This is a genomic window from Pseudomonas sp. 3MAES_34.3B (genome assembly GCF_058145875.1).
Map to the genome: position 1 here is coordinate 621,392 of NZ_CM176960.1, position 16,070 is coordinate 637,461.

A 16,070-nucleotide genomic window follows, 5' to 3' on the forward strand; every position below is an offset into this window, starting at 1 on the left:
CCGGCGTGCCATTTCAGTAAAGCTTCAATGCACCAGAATGCCGGTAAACCAGTACGCCTGGGCCAGCGTAATCAGCCCCACCAGCGCCGCGAAGAACAGGCTGTGCTTGAGGGTGAAGCGGAACAGGTCGGATTCCTTGCCTACCAGGCCGGTGGCGGCGCAGGCCACGGCGATGGACTGCGGCGAAATCATCTTCCCGGTGACCCCGCCGCTGGTATTGGCGGCTACCAGCAAGGTGTCGTTCACGCCGATCTGGTGCGCAGTGGTGGCTTGCAGTGAGCTGAACAGCGCGTTGGACGAAGTATCCGAGCCCGTGAGGAATACCCCGAGCCAGCCCAGGAAGGGCGAAAAGAACGGGAAGGCCGCCCCGGTACCTGCAAGCACCAGCGCCAGGGTGGAGGACATGCCCGAGTAGTTGGTGACGAAGGCGAAGGCCAGCACCATGCCGATGGACAGGATCGGCCAGCGCAGCTCCTTCACCGTGGTGAGAAAAGTGGTAATACCAATAGACGGCCGTATGCGAAGCACCAACATGCTCACCAGGGCGGAAAGGAAAATCGCCGTGCCCGTGGCCGAGAGGGGATCGAGCTTGAACACTGCAGGCATCACCGTAGGTGCCGCCACGATGGGCGCTGCTTTCATCACCAATTGGTCCAGGTGCGGGATGGGGGTGCTCCATACCCAGCTGTAGAGCGAGCCGCCGGCGGCAAACAGGGCCTTGAAGGGCTTGAGCGTCCACACCGTAACCAGCAGGGTAAGGATCAGAAACGGTGACCAGGCTTTGAGAATGGCGCCCATTGAGTAGGGGGAAGCCTGGCGCGCGGGTGCGGTAACTACCGCGGCGCCGACACTTGCCCCCGCCAACTGCGCGGCGCTTGGCGCCGGTGCCCATACCTTGAGGAACAGCGCGAGAGACACCAGGCTGACCAAGGCAGAGGTGATGTCTGGCAGCTCCGGCCCTATGAAGTTGGAGGTGAGGTATTGCGTGACCGCGAAGCTGAGGCCCGCCACCAGTGCTGCCGGCCAGGTTTCTCGCACGCCGCGCCAGCCGTCCATGATGAACACCAGCCAGAAGGGCACGAACACCGACAGCAGCGGCAATTGCCGGCCCGCCATGGCGCCGATCTTGAACGCATCGATGCCAGTCACCTGGCCGGCCACGATGATCGGAATGCCCAGCGCGCCGAATGCCACGGGTGCGGTGTTGGCAATCAAACACAACCCGGCTGCGTACAAGGGGTTGAAGCCTAGCCCCACCAGCAGCGCGGCGGTGATGGCCACCGGGGCGCCGAAGCCTGCCGCGCCTTCCAGGAAGGCACCGAAGCAGAAGCCGATCAGCAGCACTTGCAGCCGCTGGTCTTCGGTCAGGGATAGTACCGAGGCGCGGATCACTTCGAACTGGCCGCTCTGCACGGTCAGCTTGTACAGGAACACCGCGGCCACAATGATCCACGCGATAGGCCATAGCCCATAGAGGAAGCCATAACCGGCGGCGGCCAGCGCCATGTCGGCAGGCATGCGGAACGCAAAGATCGCTACCAGCAACGAGAGGAGCAGCGTGAGGCTGCCGGCCACGTGGCCTTTAAGCCGCAACCAGGCCAAGGCCACGAAGAAAAACGCGATGGGGATCAGTGCGAAGGTGGCAGACAGCCCAAGGCTGCCCAGCGGGTTGTAAAGTTGTTCCCAGGTTTGCATGGCGGCCTCTAGTTGTTATTGGCAGGCGGTCGCTTGGGTAAATTGGTAATACCAATTTACAGGTTGTGGTGAGTAGGGTAGGGTGCCCGTGGTTGGCCTGTCAATTTCCCTTGGTCGAGACTTTGGTCGTAGCGCCTCGCTGAGGGCTGTGCAGCGCGATCGTTCGCGGGTAGGTAAAATTGCGGTATCAGCCCTTACGGCTGAGCATGGGAGGCGGTAGATGGGGTTCGATCAGGTTCGGCAGCGGCGCTTGTCCGACGATATTGTCGAGCGGCTTGAGGGGATGATTCTCGAGGGCACGCTCAAGGCTGGTGAGCGCTTGCCGGCGGAGCGGGTACTGGCCGAGCAATTTGGCGTGTCCCGCCCGTCCTTGCGCGAAGCCATCCAGAAGCTTGCAGCCAAGGGCATTCTGGTCAGCCGGCAGGGCGGCGGTAATTATGTGGTAGACAGCCTGGGCGCGACCTTCAGCGATCCTTTGCTCGAGCTGCTGGAGCACAGCTCCAGTGCCCAGCACGACCTACTGGAATTTCGCCATACGCTGGAAGCCTCCTGTGCGTATTACGCTGCGTTGCGGGCGACCGACGTGGACCGCGAACGGCTGACGGCCGCGTTCGATACGCTGCAGGATTGCTACGCCCGCGCCGATGAAGCCAGCCAGGTGGAGGAGGGCGCCGCCGATGCCCGCTTCCACTTGGCGATCGCCGAGGCCAGCCATAACGCGGTGTTGCTGCACACCATTCGCGGCCTGTTCGACCTGCTCAAGCGCAACGTGGTCACCAACATTGGCGGCATGTACAAGCAGCGGTCAGAAACCCGAGCCATGTTGATCAGCCAACACCGGGAGCTGTATCAGGCGATCATGGAGGGCCAGGCCGAGAAAGCCCGAGAGGTGTCGAGCCGGCATATTCTGTATGTGCAGGAAGTGCTGGAAGAAGTGCAGCAGCAGGCGCAACGGCTGGCCAGGGCGGAGCGGCGCAAGGGGTTGTAGGGGAGTGCCTGATTCGCGAGCTTTCGCCCGCTTCCTACCACCTTATTCGCGAGCTCCCGCAATGGCAGGGGGAGCGGCGTTACTCTTCGCCCTTGCCCTTGCTGCGTACGGCGCGCTGCATCTCGCGGTTGGAATCGCGCTCGCGCTCGGTGTCGCGCTTGTCGTATTCCTTCTTGCCCTTGCCCAGCGCGATTTCGCACTTGATCAAGTGCTTGCTCCAGTACAGCGCGGTACACACGGCGGTGTAGCCCTTCTGCTGTACGGAAGCGTGCAGGCGCTCGAGCTCTTTCTTGTTCAACAAGAGCTTGCGGGTGCGGATGGGGTCGGCGATCACGTGGGTGCTGGCGGCGGTCAGCGGCGTGAAGTGCGAGCCGAAGAGCCAGGCTTCGCCGTCCTTGAGCAGCACGTAGCTGTCGACCAGCTGCGCCTTGCCGGCACGCAGGCTTTTCACTTCCCAGCCGGCGAGCACCAGCCCCGCCTCCATGCGTTGCTCGATGAAATAGTCGTGGCGCGCTTTTTTGTTCAGCGCGATCGTCCCTGTGGGATGCTTCTTTTGCTTAGCCATAGGGCGCGCATTATAGGGATAACTTCAAGCGGCGGCTACGGTTTCGAAGTGTTTCACCCGCGCTTCACGGGTTGAGCCACCGAGGTGAATCCCGGACAATGCGCGCTCTTTTTTGTTCATGGGCGAGTAAACGGATGTCGAGTGAAAAGGTGTCCGTCCATGGAAGCTGGGCCAGCCGCTGGGTATTCATCCTCGCCGCTACCGGTTCCGCGGTCGGGCTGGGCAGTATCTGGAAGTTTCCTTACATGGTCGGCGAGTATGGCGGCGGCGCCTTCGTGCTCGTGTTCCTGGCCTGTATCGCCCTGATCGGCGTGCCGGTCATGCTCGCCGAAACCCTCATCGGCAGGCGGGCGCGGCAAAGCCCGGCCAACGCGCTGGCCATGCTTGCCCGTGAAGCCGGCCAGCCGGGCGCCTGGTCCTGGGCCGCCTTCGCCGGCATGCTCACGGCGCTGCTGATTCTTTCGTTCTATAGCGTGGTGGGCGGTTGGTCCTTCGATTACATCGTGGACATGGCCAAGGGCGATTTCGAGGGCGTTACGCCGGATCAGGTGGGCGCCTACTTCGGCAACGTGATCGCCGATCCCCTGCGGTTGATCTTCTGGCACAGCGTGTTCATGTTCACCTCGGCGGTGGTCATCGCCAAGGGTGTGGTTGGCGGGCTGGAGCGCAGCCTTCGCATCATGATGCCGCTGCTGTTCGTACTTCTGTTGATCCTGCTGGGCTACAGCATGACCACCGGGCACTTCATGGAAGGCGTGCATTTCATGTTCGACTTCGACGCGAGCAAGGTGCTCGATGGCCTGCTGCCCGCCATGGGCCATGCGTTCTTTTCGCTGAGCGTGGGCGTGGGGTCGATCATGATCTACGGCGCTTACATGCCGCGCAGCGCGTCCATCGGCGGCACTATCGTGTCGGTGGCTTTGCTGGATACCTTCGTGTCCCTGCTGGCCGGTATGGCGCTGTTCCCGATCGTGTTCGCGGCGGGCCTGAACCCGGGCGAAGGGCCGGGCCTGATGTTCGTAACGCTGCCTTATGCCTTCGGCAGCGTGCCCTTTGGCCAACTGATGGGCGTGGTGTTCTTTATTCTGGTAGGCGTGGCCGCCTGGAGCTCCGCGATTTCGCTGCTCGAACCCATGGTGGCGTATATGGTGGAGCGCTATAAAATATCGCGTGCCTGGGTCGCCACCTGGCTGGCCCTGGCCTGCTGGCTGTTCGGGCTGGGTACGGTGTTCTCGTTCAACCTGTGGAAGCAGGCCAAATTTTTCGTGAACGATGCCGCCGGCTTCCGCCTCTATCAATGGGGGGCCGATACCGGGCTGGATTTCTTCGGAGTGATCGATTTCTTCACTTCGCGGATCATGCTTCCGCTGGGTGGCCTGAGTTTTGTGGTGTTTGCCGGCTGGGTAATGGGTCGCGCCGCGGTACGGGATGAGCTGGCCATGCGTAACCCGCTAATGTTCCAGCTGACCTTCTTTTTGATGCGCTATGTGGCGCCGTGCGGCATTCTCATCGTATTCGCCGCTCAGTTTTGGAAAATGACGCGTTCATGACCACACATATTCAACGCTCTGCCTTGCTTCCGTATCCGGCCAAGGCGCTCTACGACCTTGTGAACGACGTGGCGCGCTATCCGGAGTTTCTCCCCTGGTGTTCGTCTACTCGCGTGATCGAAAGCAGTGACGATTTCATGCGCGCCAGCTTGGAGGTCGCCAAGGGCGGGTTGAGCCAGCGGCTGGTGACGCGCAATGCGCTGATACCCGGCGAGCGCATCGAGATGAACCTCGAGGAAGGGCCCTTCACTCAGCTCCACGGGATCTGGGTATTCAAGCCCCTGGGCGAAAAGGCCTGCAAGATCAGCCTCGACCTTTCCTTCGATTACGACGGCCCGATTGTGCGTGCCACCCTGGGCCCGCTGTTCAATCAGGCGGCGAATACCCTGGTAGATGCCTTCTGCCAGCGAGCGAAGCAGCTGAACGGCTGATCCAGCTTTGACTGCCCGGCTGCTGATGGGCGCCGGGCATAAAACCCAAGGCGAAAAAAAGCCCGGCGAACCGGGCTTTTTTGCATCCGCTGATTACTGCGGAGCGGTTTCGATCGGCGCGGGGCTTGGCACCGGCACTGGCTTGGCCTGATCCACGTCGCGCTGGATCTGCTCCAGCAGCGAGCCTGGCTTGGCTGGCGCTTCTGGTTGCTGCGGCTGCACAGGCGCGTTTTCCTCGGCCGGGGCGGCGTTGTTGTCCTTGCCCAGGATCGAGTCGTCGCGGCTCACGCCAGGCATGAAATCGCCCGAAAGGCTGGCAAGCTGGTCCGCTTCGTTGAAGAACACGCTTACGCGTTCCTGCTGCCGACGGGCACCGCCTTGCTGCATGCTATAGAGGTAATCCCAGCGGTTTGGGTGGAAAGTATCCACCAGCATGGGGTTGCCCATGATAAACCGCACTTGCCGGCGGGTCATTCCAGGCCTCAACTGGTCTATCATGTCCTGCGTGACGACATTGCCCTGCTGGATGTCGATCTTATAAACCCCGGGGAATGAACAACCGGCGAGTGCGAGCAGGCTCACGAAGGTGAGGCTGGTAAGCAAGTGCTTGGTGTTTTGCATCGGTGGGCGACTTCCACTATCTTGGCTGGGTCAACAAAGCCCCGATCATACCCGCAATGAATGAAGCTGCGAAGCAGCATCGGCGAGAAAGCTGACCATGGTTGAAAACAACGAATTACGAAAAGCAGGCCTCAAGGTGACCCTTCCACGGGTCAAGATCCTGCAAATGCTTGACTCGGCCGAGCAGCGCCATATGAGCGCGGAGGACGTGTACAAGGCCCTCATGGAAGCGGGAGAGGATGTTGGGCTGGCGACGGTGTACCGCGTATTGACCCAATTCGAAGCTGCCGGGCTCGTGGTTCGCCATAACTTCGATGGTGGTCATGCGGTATTCGAACTGGCCGACAGCGGCCACCACGACCATATGGTGGACGTGGATTCGGGTGAAGTGATCGAGTTTTTCGACAGCGAAATCGAAAAGCGGCAGAAGGAAATCGTTGCCGAACATGGCTTCGAGCTGGTCGATCACAACCTGGTGCTGTACGTCCGCAAGGGCAAGTAACCAGGCCTGCATGAAAAACCCGCCGTGAAAGGCGGGTTTTTTGTGTCTGCAGGTGAGCAGCTGCGGCGCGCTCAGCCTTTGGCGCTGACCACCATCTTGCGCGCGTGGGCGAGGGATTCTTTGGTGAGGTCCACGCCGCCGAGCATCCGCGCCACTTCCTCGATCCGCTCGGCCTTGGCCAGGCTTCGCACGGCGGTGCGGGTTTCGTCACTGCCGCGCAGCTTGTGCACAAACAGATGGTGATGGCCCTGGGCGGCTACCTGGGGCAGGTGGGTCACGGTCAGTACCTGGCCGCGGTCCCCAAGCCGGCGCAGCAGCTGGCCAACGATTTCTGCGGTGGGGCCACCGATACCCACGTCCACTTCGTCGAATACCAGCGTAGGCGTGCGAGACGTTTGCGCGGTGATCACCTGAATGGCCAGGCTGATACGCGACAGCTCGCCGCCCGACGCCACTTTTGCCAGAGACTTGATCGGCTGGCCCGGGTTGGCGCTGACCATCAGCTCGATGCTTTCCTGGCCGTTAGGGTGCAGGTCGTTACTGCCGTGTGGCTTGAGCTCGATGCGGAACGTACCGCCGGGCATGCCCAGGCGATGAATCTCTTCCTCGACCGACGCCGCCAGGCGCTTCGCTGCCTCGCCACGCAGGGCGGTGAGTTCGGCGGCTTTTTCCTGATAGTGCCGAGCAAAGGCCGCCAACTCGCCTTCAAGGCGCTCGATGGATTCATCGCTAGCTGCCAGGCTTTCCACTTCGTCGAAGATTTTCTGCTGAAGCGCGGCTACTTCTGACGGTTGTACCCGGTGTTTGCGCGCCAGGGTATAGATCGTGTCCAGGCGTTCTTCGATCAGTTGCAGGCGAGCCGGGTCTGCTTCGAAGTTGTCCACGAACCGGTTGAGCTCACCCACGGCTTCCTCGACCTGGATCTGCGCGCTTGCCAGCAGGTTCGCGGCCTCCTGCAGGGCCCGTGGCGGGTTGGCAATGGCGGTCAGCCGGTTGAGGCAGGCACCGAGCGCGTCGAGGATGTTGCCCGAATCGCTTTCGCTGCATTGCTCCACCACCTGGCGGCTGGTAGCGAACAGGCCCTCGGCGTTGGCGAGGTTCTTCTGCGCTTCTTCCAGCTCTTCGAGTTCGTTCTCGCCCAGCGCCAGGTTTTCGAGCTCTTCGAGTTGGTAGCTGAGCAACTGATGGCGGGCGCGCTGCTCGTCACTGGTGCTGGAAAGCCGGTGGATTTCCTGCCGGGTTTGCCGCCAGCGTTGCGCGGCCAGGTTCACTTGGCGTGCCAGGTCGGTTGCGCCAGCGAATTCGTCCAGCAGGCGGCGATGCGTATCGGGCTTGAGCAGCGACTGGTGCTCATGCTGGCCATGGATGTCGATCAGCAGTTCGCCCAGGGCTTTCAAGTCCCCAAGAGGGCTGGGCGCGCCATTGATGTAGCCACGCGAACGGCCTTCGCTGGTGATCACCCGGCGAAGAATGCAATGCGCGTCGGTTTCCAGGTCTCTTTCCGTCAGCCAGGCCTTGGCATCCGGGATTTCGCTCACGTCGAAGGTCGCCAGGATATCGGCCTTGTCGGCGCCCGGGCGCACTACGCCACTGTCGGCCCGGTCGCCCAGGGTAAGGCCCAGTGCATCGAGCATGATGGACTTGCCCGCACCCGTTTCACCGGTGATCACGCTCATGCCGCGTTCCAGTTCTAGGTCCAGGTGTTCGACGATGGCGTAGTTGTGAACGGACAGGTGCACCAGCATGGTCACGATCCCCGATGTGAGAAATGTCTGGTTATTTATACAGTGCTTTTGGTGGTGCTGACAATCCCGACCATCGCTCGCCCATGGCGCCGTTCAGCGGGCGAAAGTGAATTGGCTGCGCGCGGGGCCCTTGAAGCTTGTGATCGCGGCCCCATATAGCGGGCAACCTGTGCGAGGCAACACTCGCCGACGTATCCAAAGGAGAATTCCATGGCTGAAGAAAAGACTCTGGACGAACAGAACCCGGACACCACCCCGGCGCCAGAAGCCACCGGCGAAGACCTCGCCGCTCAAGTGCAGGCGCTCGAAGAGCAGCTGGCCGCAGCCAAGGACCAATCCCTGCGTGTGGCCGCGGACGTGCAGAACATCCGCCGCCGCGCCGAGCAGGATGTGGAAAAGGCGCACAAGTTTGCGCTGGAAAAATTCGCAGGCGACCTGCTGCCGATCATCGACAGCCTCGAGCGTGGCCTGGAAATGTCCAACGCCGAAGACGAAGCCCTTCGCCCGATGCGCGAAGGCATGCAGCTGACCCTGAAAATGTTCGCCGACACCCTCAAGCGGTACGGGGCCGAAGCGGTTGATCCGCATGGCGAACCGTTCAACGCCGAGCACCATCAGGCAATGGCGATGCAGGAAAGCGCCGACGTGGAGCCCAACACCGTGCTCAAGGTGTTCCAGAAGGGTTATCAGCTCAATGGCCGCCTGCTGCGCCCGGCGATGGTTGTGGTCAGCAAGCCCGTCGCCGCGGCATCGCCGTCCATCGACGAGAAGGCTTGAAATCCGCAAAGCGGCCCCCATTTAGTCGTCAAGCGTTCGAGTGCTACCGCGTGCAGCCACCACTGACGCGGCAACCTAATTCAAAGTTTCGGGAGAGTTTCATACATGGGCAAGATTATCGGTATTGACCTGGGGACTACCAACTCCTGTGTCTCCGTGCTGGAAAACGGCAAAGCCAAGGTGATCGAGAACGCCGAAGGCGCGCGTACCACCCCTTCGATCATTGCATACGCCAACGATGGCGAGATCCTCGTAGGCCAGTCGGCCAAGCGTCAGGCGGTCACCAACCCGCACAACACCCTGTACGCGGTAAAGCGCCTGATCGGCCGCAAGTTTGAAGAAGACGTTGTACAGAAAGACATCAAGATGGTGCCGTACAAGATCGCCAAGGCCGACAACGGTGACGCCTGGGTGGAAGTGAACGGCCAGAAGATGGCGCCGCCACAAATTTCGGCCGAAGTGCTGAAGAAAATGAAGAAAACCGCCGAAGACTATCTCGGCGAAGCGGTGACCGAAGCGGTCATCACCGTTCCTGCCTACTTCAACGACAGCCAGCGCCAGGCGACCAAAGACGCCGGCCGTATCGCGGGCCTGGACGTCAAGCGCATCATCAACGAGCCTACCGCGGCTGCGCTGGCGTACGGCATGGACAAAGCCAAGGGCGACCACACCGTCATCGTGTATGACTTGGGTGGCGGTACCTTCGACGTGTCCGTGATCGAAATCGCTGAAGTTGACGGCGAGCACCAGTTCGAAGTGTTGGCCACCAACGGCGACACCTTCCTGGGTGGTGAAGACTTCGACATCCGCTTGATCGACTACCTGGTAGACGAATTCAAGAAAGAAAGCGGCATGAACCTCAAGGGTGACCCGCTGGCCATGCAGCGCCTGAAAGAAGCCGCTGAAAAGGCCAAGATCGAGCTGTCGTCCTCGCAGTCGACCGACGTCAACCTGCCGTACATCACCGCCGACGCCACCGGGCCGAAGCACCTGAACGTGAAGATCTCGCGCGCCAAGCTCGAAGCCCTGGTCGAAGACCTGGTGCAGCGCACCATCGAGCCTTGCCGTATCGCACTGAAGGACGCTGGCATCGACGTCGGTTCGATCAACGACGTGATCCTTGTCGGTGGCCAGACCCGCATGCCGCTGGTTCAGAAAACCGTCAGCGACTTCTTCGGTAAAGAAGCACGCAAGGACGTGAACCCGGACGAAGCCGTGGCCATGGGTGCTGCCATCCAGGGTGCGGTACTGGCCGGCGACGTGAAAGACGTGCTGCTGCTGGACGTCAGCCCGCTCACCCTCGGTATCGAAACCATGGGCGGCGTGATGACCCCGCTGATCGAGAAAAACACCACCATCCCGACCAAAAAGTCGCAGGTGTTCTCGACCGCAGACGACAACCAGGGCGCAGTGACCATTCACGTGCTGCAGGGTGAGCGCAAGCAAGCCTCGCAGAACAAGTCCCTGGGCAAGTTCGACCTGAGCGACATCCCGCCAGCACCACGTGGCGTACCTCAGATCGAAGTGACCTTCGACATCGACGCCAACGGCATCCTGCACGTGGGCGCGAAAGACAAGGCCACCGGCAAGCAGCAGTCCATCGTGATCAAGGCCAACTCCGGCCTGTCCGAGGAAGAAATCCAGCAAATGGTGCGTGACGCCGAGGCCAACGCCGAGGAAGACCGCAAGTTCGAAGAGCTGGCCGCTGCGCGCAACCAGGGTGATGCACTGGTGCACTCCACTCGCAAGATGGTGAGCGAAGCCGGTGACAAGGTGACCGCCGAGGAAAAAGCCGCGATCGAAACGGCTGTTACCGCGCTGGAAACCGCTGTGAAAGGCGACGACAAGGCTTCGATCGAGTCGCGTATCGAAGAGCTGTCGAAAGTCACTGCTCCGGTTGCCCAGAAGATGTACGCCGACGCCGGTCAGGAAGCGCCTGCCCAGCCAGCCGGTGAAGAACCGAAGAAGCACGACGACGTTGTCGATGCCGAGTTCGAAGAAGTGAAAGACAACAAGTAAGCGATTACTTGTGATCGGCCGGTTCCCTGCTTAAGCGCGGTGACTGGTAGCATGTCGCCGCGCGGGGGCCTTGGTCCCCGCGTTGGCGTGTCTGGGATACAGGAATTTCAAGCACTCGCCGCGGCGGGTGCTCCGGCTGGCTGCAGTGGCCCGTGACCGCATCGCGGCGCGGGGGCAGGCCAGAGCGCAGGTTGCCGGCTATGGGCCTTGGCGCTTGCGTACGTTTGCCGGCTCGGTTCGGCGGGCATTGGCGAAAATTATTCAGGGTGTGAAAAAACCATATGGCTAAGCGTGACTATTACGAGGTACTGGGGGTAGAGCGGGGCGCGAGCGAAGCCGACCTGAAGAAGGCCTATCGCCGTCTGGCGATGAAGCATCACCCCGACCGCAACCCGGGTGACAAGGCATCGGAAGAAAGCTTCAAGGAAGCCAACGAGGCCTATGAGGTGCTCTCGGATGCCAGCAAGCGCGCCGCCTACGACCAGTATGGTCATGCCGGTGTAGATCCGCAGATGGGCGGCGGTGGGCCGGGCTTCGGCGGCGCCAACTTCTCCGACATCTTCGGCGACGTGTTCAGCGACTTCTTCGGTGGTGGCGGGCGTGGCGGCGGCCGTGGCGGTGCCCAACGTGGCAGCGACCTGCGCTATACGCTCGAGCTGGACCTCGAAGAGGCCGTGCGCGGCACTACCGTCAGCATCCGTGTGCCCACGCTGGTCAACTGCAAGGTGTGTGACGGTAGCGGCGCCAAGAAGGGCTCTTCCCCGATCAGTTGCCCCACTTGTGCCGGTATCGGCCAGGTGCGCATGCAGCAGGGCTTCTTCTCGGTGCAGCAAACCTGCCCGCGCTGCCATGGCCAAGGCAAGATCATCTCCGACCCGTGCGAAGGCTGCCATGGCGAAGGCCGCGTCGAAGAGTTCAAGACCCTTTCGGTCAAGGTGCCACCAGGGGTTGATACTGGCGACCGTATTCGCCTGTCGGGCGAAGGCGAGGCGGGCACCCAGGGTGGCCCTACCGGCGACCTCTATGTGGTGATCAATGTGCGCGAGCACTCGATCTTCCAGCGCGACGGCAAAAACCTTTATTGCGAAGTGCCGATCAGCTTCACCGACGCGGCGCTCGGTGGCGAGCTGGAAGTGCCCACGCTCGACGGCCGCGTGAAGCTCAAGATCCCGGAAGGCACTCAAACCGGCAAGCAGTTCCGCCTGCGCAGCAAGGGTGTAGCACCTGTACGCGGCGGTTCGCCCGGTGACCTGCTGTGCCGCGTGGCGGTCGAAACCCCAGTCAACCTCGACCGTCGTCAGCGCGAGCTGCTGGAAGAGTTCCGGGCTTCCCTGGAAGGCAATACCACGAACTCGCCCAAGGCCAGCGGCTGGTTCGAGGGCATGAAGCGCTTCTTTGGCGACCTCTGAAGCGAACGTATAAAAGGATTCACTGATGCGACGTATAGCTGTGATGGGCGCCGCCGGGCGCATGGGCAAAACCCTGGTCGAAGCGGTCCAGCAAACCCCGGGTTCTGGCCTGACCGCCGCCATCGATCGGCCTGACAGCACCCTGGTGGGCGCGGATGCCGGTGAGCTGGCCGCGCTCGGCCGTATCGGCGTGCCGGTATCCGGGGACCTGGCCAAGGTGGCGGAGGAGTTCGATGTGCTCATCGACTTCACCCACCCATCGGTTACCCTGAAAAACCTGGCTTTCTGCCGCAAGGCCGGCAAGGCCATGGTTATCGGCACCACCGGCTTCAGCCCGGAAGAAAAGGAACGCCTGGCGGATGCCGCCAAAGACATCCCTATCGTGTTCGCGGCCAACTTCAGCGTAGGCGTGAACCTGTGCTTGAAGCTGCTCGATACCGCTGCCCGGGTGCTCGGCGATGAAGTGGACATCGAGATCATCGAAGCCCACCACCGTCACAAGGTCGATGCCCCCTCGGGTACCGCCCTGCGCATGGGGGAGGTGGTAGCCAACGCATTGGGTCGCAACCTTCAGGAAGTGGCCGTGTACGGCCGCGAAGGCCAGACCGGCGCTCGCGACCGCCAGACCATCGGCTTCGCCACCGTGCGCGCTGGCGACGTGGTGGGTGACCATACGGTGCTGTTCGCCGCCGAAGGCGAGCGCGTCGAGATCACCCACAAGGCTTCCAGCCGCATGACCTTCGCCAAAGGCGCCGTGCGCGCGGCCATGTGGCTGGATGGCCGGGCTGCGGGGCTGTACGACATGCAGGATGTGCTCGACCTGCGGTAGAAAAGCTACCTGCCCCGTAGGAAGCGGGCAAAGTGGCATGCGCCCATAAAGTTGGACGAGTAAATCAGGCTGCTGCGGCCTGGGTCCTGTACGCCACAGGGCTCAGGCCGTCGAGCTTCATCTTGATGCGGTAATGATTGTAATAGTGAATGTATTCCTCAATCGCCGTCCATAGCTGATCGATGCTGGTAAAGCGCTCCCGGTAGAAGAACTCCGTCTTGAGCGTGCCGAAAAAACTTTCCATGGCCGCGTTGTCCAAGCAGTTACCTTTGCGCGACATGCTCTGTTCCAGACCCGCTGCCTGTAGCCGGTCGCGGTACTCCTGATAGCGGTAGTGCCAGCCCTGATCCGAGTGCAGCAGCGGCGTGGCACCGTCCGGCAAGCGCTTCAGAGCCTGCTCCAACATTTGCCCCACCAGCGCATACTGTGGGCGTTCGGCGAGCTGATAGGCCACGATCTCGCCGTTGTACAAGTCCAGCACGGGCGACAGGTACAGCTTTTCACTGCCCACCTTGAACTCGGTCACGTCGGTCACCCACTTCTGATTCGGCGCCTCGGCCTTGAAATTCCGGGCCAGCAGGTTGGGCGCGGCTACCCCTATCAGGCCGTTGTACGACTTGTACCGCTTGGGTCGTACCTTGCATTGAAGCCCCATCTCGCCCATCAGCCGACGCACTTTCTTGCTGTTGACCAGCTGCCCGTCGTGACGCAGGGTCGCGGTCACGCGGCGGTAGCCGTATCGGCCCTTGTGCTGATCCTGAATGCTCTGGATCGCAGCTTTCAGCGGGGCGCTCATGTCCCCGGCAGCAATCGCCTTGAGTTGGTAGTAGTAGGTGCTGCGCGCCAGCCCGGCCGCCTTGAGCAGCGCATCAAGGTCAAAGTCCGACCGCAGCGCGGTGACTATCCGGGCTTTTTCTTCCCGGCTGCCGCCTGCCTTTCCTTTTCCTCCCTTAACGCCTTCAACTTTTTTAGGTAAGCGTTCTCCACCCGAGCCTGGTACAGCCTGGCCAGCAACTGGTCATGGGTCAGGTCTTCATCCTTGATCGACTCGGATGGAAGGGGCGTCTGGGGTTTTGGAAATTTCGGCTTGGACATGACAACAGGCAATTCCTGGGGCCCCGGGCGCGGGGCTTCGATGGCGCTACTGTAGTACTCACGCTCCCATCTGCCCACCTGGCTGGAACAGCCGAGGTTGAACAGGGCCGCGACCTCTCGAAGCGATAGGTGATCGCGCCACTTCGTTTGCAGTACCATCAGCTTGAATTCGGTGGTGTACGACTGGCGCGCACGCGGCGTGACACCCTGTTCGCCATGTTGCCTATAGGCCGCAATCCAGCGGCGCAGCAGCGTGGGATCAACGCCGAAGTCGGCGCCAACGCGGCGAAAACCGTAGGCCCCAGAGAGGAAGGCGCCGATCGCTGAAAGCTTGAACTGCGTACTGTACTTGCTCATGAATACACCCCAGAGGTTGGATGGATGTCCAACTTCTAGGGCGCGCTTCAAAGCTCGCGAATAACGACCATTCGCGAGCTTTGCCCGCTTCCTACGAGTTAATAGGCCCATCCGACGGCCTGTGAATTAAAAGCGTGCAGTGGGTGGACCAAAATGTCGCTTTTCTGTAAGCTACAGCTTTAGTGTGTCCACTAAAAGCGCGCAGATAATTCGATGAAGAAGCGGGGTGACGTGTCAATACGTCTCTCCGCTTTTTTACAACCTGCGATCGCCCTTTCAGGCTTGATTTATCGGAGGTCTTCTTGACTAAGCCAGCCATACTCGCCCTTGCCGACGGCAGCATCTTTCGCGGTGAAGCGATCGGAGCCGACGGCCAGACTGTCGGAGAGGTGGTGTTCAACACCGCAATGACCGGCTATCAGGAAATCCTCACAGACCCTTCCTATGCCCAGCAGATCGTTACCCTGACCTACCCGCACATCGGCAATACCGGCACCACCGCGCTGGACGCCGAGGCCGATCGCGTATGGTCGGCTGGCCTGGTCATCCGGGACCTTCCACTGGTGGCCAGCAACTGGCGTAACACCCAGTCCCTGTCGGACTACCTCAAGGCCAACAACGTTGTGGCCATCGCCGGTATCGATACCCGCCGCCTCACCCGCCTGCTGCGTGAAAAAGGCGCGCAGAACGGCTGCATCCTGGCCGGTGACGACATTTCCGAAGAAGCCGCCATCGCCGCCGCCCGTGCGTTCCCGGGCCTGAAGGGCATGGACCTGGCCAAGGAAGTGAGCACCAAGGAGGCCTACCAGTGGCGCGAAGGTGTATGGGCCCTGGCCACTGACACTCATGCGGTGATGAAGGACGAAGAGCTGCCTTACCACGTGGTCGCCTACGACTACGGCGTGAAGCTGAACATCCTGCGCATGCTGGTTGCCCGCGGCTGCCGCCTGACCGTAGTGCCGGCGCAAACCCCGGCCAACGAAGTGCTCGCCCTCAAGCCGGACGGCGTGTTCCTGTCCAACGGCCCGGGTGACCCTGAGCCGTGCGACTACGCCATTGAGGCGATTCAGGAAATTTTGAAAACCGATACCCCGGTATTTGGTATCTGCCTGGGCCACCAGCTGCTGGCCCTGGCCGCAGGCGCCCGCACCGTGAAGATGGACACCGGCCACCACGGCGCCAACCACCCTGTGCAGGACCTGGACAGCGGCGTGGTGATGATCACCAGCCAGAACCACGGGTTCGCGGTAGACGAAAGCACGCTGCCAGGCAACGTGCGCGCCATCCACAAGTCGCTGTTCGACGGCACCCTGCAGGGGATCGAGCTTACCGACAAGGACGCATTCAGCTTCCAGGGGCACCCGGAAGCCAGCCCGGGCCCGACCGACGTGGCCCCGCTGTTCGATCGCTTCATCGATTCGATGGCCAAGCGCCGCTAACTGCCAATAGCCCTGGGCCCGCTCCGTTACCCTTCACGGGTTACGCGG

The 16,070-nt window shown here is 61.6% G+C and carries 13 protein-coding genes and 1 pseudogene; 9 read left to right on the plus strand and 5 right to left on the minus strand.

What is annotated here, in order from left to right; genetic code table 11:
- Positions 1 to 24 precede the first annotated feature (24 nt).
- Positions 25 to 1,695, minus strand: a complete 1,671-nt coding sequence (locus tag AC3Z8Y_RS02725) for a lactate permease LctP family transporter (RefSeq protein WP_490088359.1) — start codon at positions 1,693 to 1,695, stop codon at positions 25 to 27.
- Positions 1,696 to 1,915: 220 nt separating this feature from the next.
- Here AC3Z8Y_RS02725 and AC3Z8Y_RS02730 point away from each other — a divergent pair, with 220 nt between their 5' ends.
- Positions 1,916 to 2,683 carry an FCD domain-containing protein gene (locus tag AC3Z8Y_RS02730; RefSeq protein ID WP_490088360.1) on the plus strand — a complete coding sequence of 256 codons (768 nt, stop codon included), beginning with the start codon at positions 1,916 to 1,918 and terminating at the stop codon, positions 2,681 to 2,683.
- Between the two features lie 79 nt (positions 2,684 to 2,762).
- Here AC3Z8Y_RS02730 and smpB read toward each other — a convergent pair whose 3' ends face one another.
- The gene (smpB, locus tag AC3Z8Y_RS02735) at positions 2,763 to 3,248 is read right to left on the minus strand and encodes an SsrA-binding protein SmpB (protein WP_181117712.1); all 486 of its coding nucleotides are present in this window, start codon (positions 3,246 to 3,248) and stop codon (positions 2,763 to 2,765) included.
- Positions 3,249 to 3,382: 134 nt separating this feature from the next.
- On the opposite strand from smpB, the gene AC3Z8Y_RS02740 reads away from it, so the two are divergent.
- Both AC3Z8Y_RS02740 and AC3Z8Y_RS02745 read left to right on the plus strand, forming a co-directional pair.
- Entirely contained in the window at positions 3,383 to 4,798 is a 1,416-nt protein-coding gene (locus tag AC3Z8Y_RS02740) for a sodium-dependent transporter (RefSeq protein WP_490088361.1), read from the plus strand.
- A complete protein-coding gene (locus tag AC3Z8Y_RS02745) occupies positions 4,795 to 5,229 on the plus strand; it encodes a type II toxin-antitoxin system RatA family toxin (protein ID WP_181117714.1) in 435 nt (144 codons plus the stop codon). Before AC3Z8Y_RS02740 ends, AC3Z8Y_RS02745 begins: the two co-directional genes overlap by 4 nt.
- 93 nt (positions 5,230 to 5,322) lie before the next feature.
- On the opposite strand, the gene AC3Z8Y_RS02750 is transcribed toward AC3Z8Y_RS02745, so the two are convergent.
- Positions 5,323 to 5,850, minus strand: coding sequence for an outer membrane protein assembly factor BamE (locus AC3Z8Y_RS02750; RefSeq protein ID WP_490088362.1), 528 nt, complete (start codon positions 5,848 to 5,850; stop codon positions 5,323 to 5,325).
- Between the two features lie 97 nt (positions 5,851 to 5,947).
- Here AC3Z8Y_RS02750 and fur point away from each other — a divergent pair, with 97 nt between their 5' ends.
- Positions 5,948 to 6,352, plus strand: coding sequence for a ferric iron uptake transcriptional regulator (gene fur / locus AC3Z8Y_RS02755; protein WP_181122760.1), 405 nt, complete (start codon positions 5,948 to 5,950; stop codon positions 6,350 to 6,352).
- A gap of 71 nt (positions 6,353 to 6,423) precedes the next feature.
- Here the strand turns inward: fur and recN are convergent, their stop codons facing one another.
- Positions 6,424 to 8,097, minus strand: coding sequence for a DNA repair protein RecN (recN, locus tag AC3Z8Y_RS02760; protein WP_490088363.1), 1,674 nt, complete (start codon positions 8,095 to 8,097; stop codon positions 6,424 to 6,426).
- A 195-nt stretch (positions 8,098 to 8,292) separates the two neighbouring features.
- Here recN and grpE point away from each other — a divergent pair.
- From grpE to dapB, 4 genes and pseudogenes are all read left to right on the plus strand, one after another.
- Positions 8,293 to 8,874: pseudogene (gene grpE / locus AC3Z8Y_RS02765) on the plus strand (nucleotide exchange factor GrpE); the annotation flags it as partial.
- A gap of 105 nt (positions 8,875 to 8,979) precedes the next feature.
- Positions 8,980 to 10,893: a molecular chaperone DnaK gene (gene dnaK, locus AC3Z8Y_RS02770; protein WP_490088364.1), complete on the plus strand. Its 1,914-nt coding sequence runs from the start codon at positions 8,980 to 8,982 to the stop codon at positions 10,891 to 10,893.
- Positions 10,894 to 11,174: 281 nt separating this feature from the next.
- The gene (dnaJ, locus tag AC3Z8Y_RS02775) at positions 11,175 to 12,302 is read left to right on the plus strand and encodes a molecular chaperone DnaJ (RefSeq protein ID WP_490088365.1); all 1,128 of its coding nucleotides are present in this window, start codon (positions 11,175 to 11,177) and stop codon (positions 12,300 to 12,302) included.
- 25 nt (positions 12,303 to 12,327) lie between these two features.
- A complete protein-coding gene (gene dapB / locus AC3Z8Y_RS02780; protein ID WP_490088366.1) occupies positions 12,328 to 13,131 on the plus strand; it encodes a 4-hydroxy-tetrahydrodipicolinate reductase in 804 nt (267 codons plus the stop codon).
- A gap of 64 nt (positions 13,132 to 13,195) precedes the next feature.
- Here dapB and AC3Z8Y_RS02785 read toward each other — a convergent pair.
- A protein-coding gene (locus tag AC3Z8Y_RS02785) for an IS3 family transposase (protein ID WP_490086846.1) occupies positions 13,196 to 14,583 on the minus strand; the annotation gives its coding sequence in 2 pieces (ribosomal slippage) (positions 13,196 to 14,067 and positions 14,067 to 14,583; 1,389 coding nt in all).
- 302 nt (positions 14,584 to 14,885) lie between these two features.
- On the opposite strand from AC3Z8Y_RS02785, the gene carA reads away from it, so the two are divergent.
- The gene (gene carA / locus AC3Z8Y_RS02790) at positions 14,886 to 16,022 is read left to right on the plus strand and encodes a glutamine-hydrolyzing carbamoyl-phosphate synthase small subunit (protein WP_490088367.1); all 1,137 of its coding nucleotides are present in this window, start codon (positions 14,886 to 14,888) and stop codon (positions 16,020 to 16,022) included.
- Positions 16,023 to 16,070 lie beyond the last annotated feature (48 nt).

What these genes read in the sequence shown, in the direction of transcription:
- dapB (WP_490088366.1), top strand. Translation starts at nt 12,328, where the DNA reads ATGCGACGTATAGCTGTGATGGGCGCCGCCGGGCGCATGGGCAAAACC.
- AC3Z8Y_RS02725 (WP_490088359.1), bottom strand. Translation starts at nt 1,695, where the DNA reads ATGCAAACCTGGGAACAACTTTACAACCCGCTGGGCAGCCTTGGGCTG.
- AC3Z8Y_RS02740 (WP_490088361.1), top strand. Translation starts at nt 3,383, where the DNA reads ATGTCGAGTGAAAAGGTGTCCGTCCATGGAAGCTGGGCCAGCCGCTGG.
- smpB (WP_181117712.1), bottom strand. Translation starts at nt 3,248, where the DNA reads ATGGCTAAGCAAAAGAAGCATCCCACAGGGACGATCGCGCTGAACAAA.
- fur (WP_181122760.1), top strand. Translation starts at nt 5,948, where the DNA reads ATGGTTGAAAACAACGAATTACGAAAAGCAGGCCTCAAGGTGACCCTT.
- dnaK (WP_490088364.1), top strand. Translation starts at nt 8,980, where the DNA reads ATGGGCAAGATTATCGGTATTGACCTGGGGACTACCAACTCCTGTGTC.
- AC3Z8Y_RS02730 (WP_490088360.1), top strand. Translation starts at nt 1,916, where the DNA reads ATGGGGTTCGATCAGGTTCGGCAGCGGCGCTTGTCCGACGATATTGTC.
- recN (WP_490088363.1), bottom strand. Translation starts at nt 8,097, where the DNA reads ATGCTGGTGCACCTGTCCGTTCACAACTACGCCATCGTCGAACACCTG.
- AC3Z8Y_RS02750 (WP_490088362.1), bottom strand. Translation starts at nt 5,850, where the DNA reads ATGCAAAACACCAAGCACTTGCTTACCAGCCTCACCTTCGTGAGCCTG.
- dnaJ (WP_490088365.1), top strand. Translation starts at nt 11,175, where the DNA reads ATGGCTAAGCGTGACTATTACGAGGTACTGGGGGTAGAGCGGGGCGCG.
- AC3Z8Y_RS02745 (WP_181117714.1), top strand. Translation starts at nt 4,795, where the DNA reads ATGACCACACATATTCAACGCTCTGCCTTGCTTCCGTATCCGGCCAAG.